Source organism: Microvirga aerophila, assembly GCF_003332305.1.
Classification (GTDB): Bacteria; Pseudomonadota; Alphaproteobacteria; order Rhizobiales; family Beijerinckiaceae; genus Microvirga; species Microvirga aerophila.
This window is the reverse complement of sequence record NZ_QOIO01000138.1, coordinates 1-4,255: the sequence shown is the minus strand read 5'-3', so window position 1 is coordinate 4,255 and position 4,255 is coordinate 1. Positions and strand designations below refer to the sequence as shown.

The window sequence follows — 4,255 nt, the reverse complement described above, 5'->3', positions numbered from 1 at the left end:
TATGACAAGTCGATCGAGCATGGGCTGCGGGCGGTTCGCCTCAGCCCGCTCGATCCGATGAACTATCACCCGTATTTAGGAATGGGCTTTGCCTACCTGTTCAGCGGGAAGAGTGAGGAAGCGGTTGCCGCCGCTAACCTCGCAGTCCAGTCAAACCCGTCCTTTATGGTGTCCCGTGCGCTCCTCGTTGCGAGTTATGTCCAAGTTGGAAGGTTGGACGCGGCCAGGACGGCGGCGCAAAGGCTTCTCGAAGCTACCCCCAGCCTCACGGTCACCATGATGGAGCAGATGGAGTTTACCGCGCCTGAGAGAGTAGCACAGTTCGCAGCAGCCCTACGTCAGGCTGGTTTGCCAGACAGATAGATGTCGCGGCTTCTCACTTGCACTCGTATCTCTGTTTCAACTCTCCATTACCAAATCCAGACTGGACACCTTACCCAGGCACAAGCAGAATCAGATCTCAAACAGCACCGAGGGTCCAATGGGTCCACAGGAGCACAAGGTCGCGCGGCGGCTGACAGCCATCTTCGCGGCTGACGTGGCAGGCTATTCGCGCCTCATGGAACAGGATGAGGTCGGCACTCTGGAGGCACTGACTGCCCATCGCGAGGTGATGGACCAGTTGATTGCCGAGCACGGTGGACGGATCGCCAACACGGCTGGGGACAGCATTCTCGTTGAGTTTTCTAGTGCTGTTGATGCCGTCCAATGTGCCGTAGCTGTGCAAGAGACTCTGGCTCAAGCAGCCCATGACACCCCCGACGAGCGTTGCCTCCAGTTCCGGATTGGAGTTCATGTCGGTGACGTGATGGTGCGCGGGAGCGACCTATTGGGCGACGGAGTGAACATCGCGGCCCGACTGCAAAGCATTGCTGAACCGGGTGGCGTCTGCCTCTCCGACGCTGCCTACGGGTATGTGCGCAGGGTTGTGCCCTTCACCTTTTCCGACCTCGGGCCGCAAAAGGTGAAGAACATCGAAGAGCCGGTACGAGCATTCGCACTGAAGGCGACCTTGCCCACTCCAGCAGGAAAAGGGAAGGCTAAATCGCTCCCCCTGCCCGACAAGCCCTCCATTGCGGTGCTTCCGTTCAGAAACATGAGCGGCGACCCCGAACAGGACTACTTGGCCGATGGAATCGTTGAGGAGATTATTGCGGCGCTGTCGCGCTTTCGGTCGCTGTTCGTCATCGCCCACAGTTCGACCTTCACCTACAAGGGCAAAGCGGTTGATGTGCGCCAAGTCAGCCAAGAACTTGGCGTGCGGTATGTGCTGGAGGGCAGCGTCCGGAGGGCGGGAAACCGGCTTCGCATCATTGCCCAACTGATTGATGCCACCACCGGCAGCCACATCTGGACTGAGCGGTACGATGGGAACGTTACGGACCTCTTCGATCTTCAGGATCGGGTGACCGAGGCCATTGTCGGAGCCCTTGAGCCGACTATTACCCTCTCCGAAATTGAGTGGGCCAAGCGTAAGCGGCCTGACAGCCTCGATGCATATGACTGTGTGATGCGGGCACTACCCGCCGTTTGGTCACACGATGCAGAAGTCACCGCCGAGGGGCTTAGGCTGGCTGAGCAGGCAATGGTGCTCGATCCGACCTATGCCCTGCCCAAGGCCCTCGCCGCGTGGTGCTATGCCCAGCGTGTCACATACATGCGGACCCCCGATCCAGCGGCGGACAGAGCCAAGGCCCTTCGACTGGCCCGAGAGGCTGCGTCTCTCGACAGCAGTGATACCCTAGTGCTGACGGTGCTGAGTGCCGCGTATAACCTTGTTGGTCAGTTTGACCTCGGGCTCACCGTTGTCTAGAAGGCGCTGACGCTAGACCCCAACTCGGCCTGGGCTTGGCTGCGCAGTGGCTGGTCGAATACCTACATGCGAAGACACGACACTGCCATTGAGCATTTTCAGCGGGCCATGCGCCTCAGTCCGCTCGATCCGATGCGTTTCAGCGCCTTGATCGGGATCGGAGCCGCATATTTCGCGAAAGGCCAATGTGATGAGGCGGCGCAATGGATCGAGAAAGGTCTTCGTGAGAGACCAGATGCGACCTGGGGCTACCGGCTCCTGACCGCAGCATACGCCGAAGCTGACCGCCTAGAAGAGGCTAAGCAAGCGGTGGCCCGCTTCTTGGACGCGTACCCAGATATGACTGTTTCGAAGGCCATTGACGCGGCTCCTCCCTCGTCTCCACTGAGGGGTCGTATGGCGGAAGGGCTTCGGAAAGCAGGACTACCAGAATAGATCGAGTTGGGCTCCCGACCATCTGCCCTCGCGTAAACTCCGGTTCCAATTCTCCCGCGACTGTCCGCGCCTGACTGATGCTCCTGTTAGGGCATGATCTTGAGCAGATCCTCAACGCAGAGCGCCGAGTTGTGGGCGACGATGGCCAATCTCGGTATAGGAGAGATGGCTGTCGTCCCCTGCTCCATCCGAGATGGTGCGGACGATGTAGGCTCCCTTGCCAAAACGGCTGGCCACTTCGAGGACTGCCGTGGATTCCATATCCACTATGTCCCCTCCCATGCCTTGAAGGCGTGTTCGGGCCTCTTGGCAGTTGATGAAGACATCTCCCGACAGCACCGCCCCGAGCCGGATCGCAAGGTTGTCGGCCATTCGATCCCGGAGAAGCTCCAAGGCGCGTTGAACTTCGGATGGGACGGACGGAAGATCCTGCAACGGCTGGGCAATTCCTGGCAACGCGAGGTCTCCGACCGGGACACAGGTGAAGACGCCGTTGCTCACCAGTCCATAATCATGGGTAGCTCCCTTGGTTACCAGCACCACTGAGCCAACCTCAAGATCGGTCAGGGCTCCTGCGACACCCGAGAAGATCAGGTCGTCGCACCCGAAGGTCGTGAACAGGATCGTGGCCAGCGTGGCGGCATTGACCTTCCCGATACCCGACTGGGCTAGGACAATGGATCGAGCACGGTCTGGGACATATCCTTTCCAGAACTGGAAACCAGCAAGGGCGGTAGGCCCCGGGTCGAACTGGAACCGGTGGTGAAGAGTGTCGAACTCCTCAGGCGTCGCACAGAGAATGCCTGTCGTCATCGCAACTGCCATCCCTCACGGAGTTCTAGAATCAAACTTTTTCACACTCCAGCGTCTTTGCCTCAGCCGCCGCCCACAGCCACAAGATCACGTCCGGATCGGTGATCCTCATTAGATCTTCAATGGTCATGCCGATGGAGGTCCCATAGCGAAGCATTTTCTCCCGGTCGGCCTCGAACGTGTCCTGATCAGCCCATTCGGGGCGGGCGTCGATCAGGGTGCTCATCATCCTCCAGACTCTATGAGAATGTGATTGGCCGAACATTGTCGTCCTTCCTGTTTCGCGCTGCTGTTCTCCACTGGATGCCAGAGAAAGCCAAACAGATGATGATACGGAACACCATACCGGCACCGATGCCTACTATGAGGCATGCTGCTATTGCTTTCTGGGGAGAAGACATCTGCCTCATTGGACTCTGATCAATTTTTGTTGTGGTGTGCGTCGGAATCCGCCCGAGTGCCTTATGACACCCAAGAACACCTTGCAGAAATGGGAAGTAGCCATTGTGAAGGCGATGATCGCCTCCAAGCGGTTCACCAACCAGGAGATGCTATCCTACTTTAGCAGACCGGGTCGTTCCTTGAACCAGGCTCGAATTGTAGACATCAAACAAGAACGCATCCATAAAGCCGTCAAAGCGGCGAGTGATACGGAACTCGAAGGCTTCCTGAGTAGCTGGCCCAATCTGGACCCAAAAACAGGTCTTCACATCAAGTCTGATGAGCTAATCATAAAATCCAGAGAAGCAATGCTTCTCGCAGTTCAGGCGTATAACAGCCCGACATGCTATTTCCGTTCTGAGGTGTTCATCGTAACGGCCATCATCGCACGGACATATTTGATGCACGCCTTCTACAAGTCTCAAGGCCTAAAGCATCGGACTGGAAATTCGACTCTTAGGGTTCTGGGTTGATGTGATCTGTGATTCACTTCGTCGGACGGGAGGTGGATCATGGGTCACTGCTATTCTCTCGATCTTCGTATGCGGGTTGCAGCCTTCGTCGAGGCGGGCCATTCCTGCCGGACGGCGGCCCGCCACTTTGGCGTCAGTGACAGCTGTGCCATCAAGCTGATGCAGCGCCAGCGGCGGTTCGGCTCGCCGGCGCCCGCCCGCCAAGGCCGTCCGCCGGGAGGTGGCAAACTGGTGCCTTATGAGACCTTCCTGATCCAAGCCGTCGAGGCACACCCCGCCA

Annotated in this window: 7 protein-coding genes; 5 read left to right on the top strand and 2 right to left on the bottom strand. The window is 58.0% G+C overall.

Features of this window, described 5'->3' with window-relative positions; all coding sequences use genetic code 11:
* The 3 genes from DRB19_RS30925 to DRB19_RS31420 all read left to right on the top strand — a co-directional run.
* Nucleotides 1-363 (top strand): tetratricopeptide repeat protein (locus DRB19_RS30925; protein ID WP_420870170.1); only part of this gene is annotated, 363 nt, incomplete at its 5' end.
* A gap of 118 nt (nucleotides 364-481) precedes the next feature.
* The gene (locus DRB19_RS29060) at nucleotides 482-1,813 is read left to right on the top strand and encodes an adenylate/guanylate cyclase domain-containing protein (protein WP_245439909.1); all 1,332 of its coding nucleotides are present in this window, start codon (nucleotides 482-484) and stop codon (nucleotides 1,811-1,813) included.
* Nucleotides 1,814-1,879: 66 nt separating this feature from the next.
* On the top strand, nucleotides 1,880-2,248 hold the full coding sequence (locus DRB19_RS31420) for a tetratricopeptide repeat protein (RefSeq protein WP_308494374.1): 369 nt from the start codon (nucleotides 1,880-1,882) through the stop codon (nucleotides 2,246-2,248).
* A gap of 111 nt (nucleotides 2,249-2,359) precedes the next feature.
* On the opposite strand, the gene DRB19_RS29055 is transcribed toward DRB19_RS31420, so the two are convergent.
* On the bottom strand, nucleotides 2,360-3,061 hold the full coding sequence (locus DRB19_RS29055; RefSeq protein WP_162815953.1) for a 5'-methylthioadenosine/S-adenosylhomocysteine nucleosidase family protein: 702 nt from the start codon (nucleotides 3,059-3,061) through the stop codon (nucleotides 2,360-2,362).
* Nucleotides 3,062-3,092: 31 nt separating this feature from the next.
* Nucleotides 3,093-3,290, bottom strand: a complete 198-nt coding sequence (locus DRB19_RS29050; RefSeq protein ID WP_147023280.1) for a hypothetical protein — start codon at nucleotides 3,288-3,290, stop codon at nucleotides 3,093-3,095.
* A gap of 235 nt (nucleotides 3,291-3,525) precedes the next feature.
* Between DRB19_RS29050 and DRB19_RS29045 the strand changes: the two genes are divergently transcribed.
* Both DRB19_RS29045 and DRB19_RS29040 read left to right on the top strand, forming a co-directional pair.
* Nucleotides 3,526-3,975 carry a DUF3644 domain-containing protein gene (locus DRB19_RS29045; RefSeq protein ID WP_114189419.1) on the top strand — a complete coding sequence of 150 codons (450 nt, stop codon included), beginning with the start codon at nucleotides 3,526-3,528 and terminating at the stop codon, nucleotides 3,973-3,975.
* 39 nt (nucleotides 3,976-4,014) lie between these two features.
* A partial coding sequence (locus DRB19_RS29040; RefSeq protein ID WP_245439450.1) for an IS630 transposase-related protein occupies nucleotides 4,015-4,255 on the top strand: 241 nt, incomplete at its 3' end.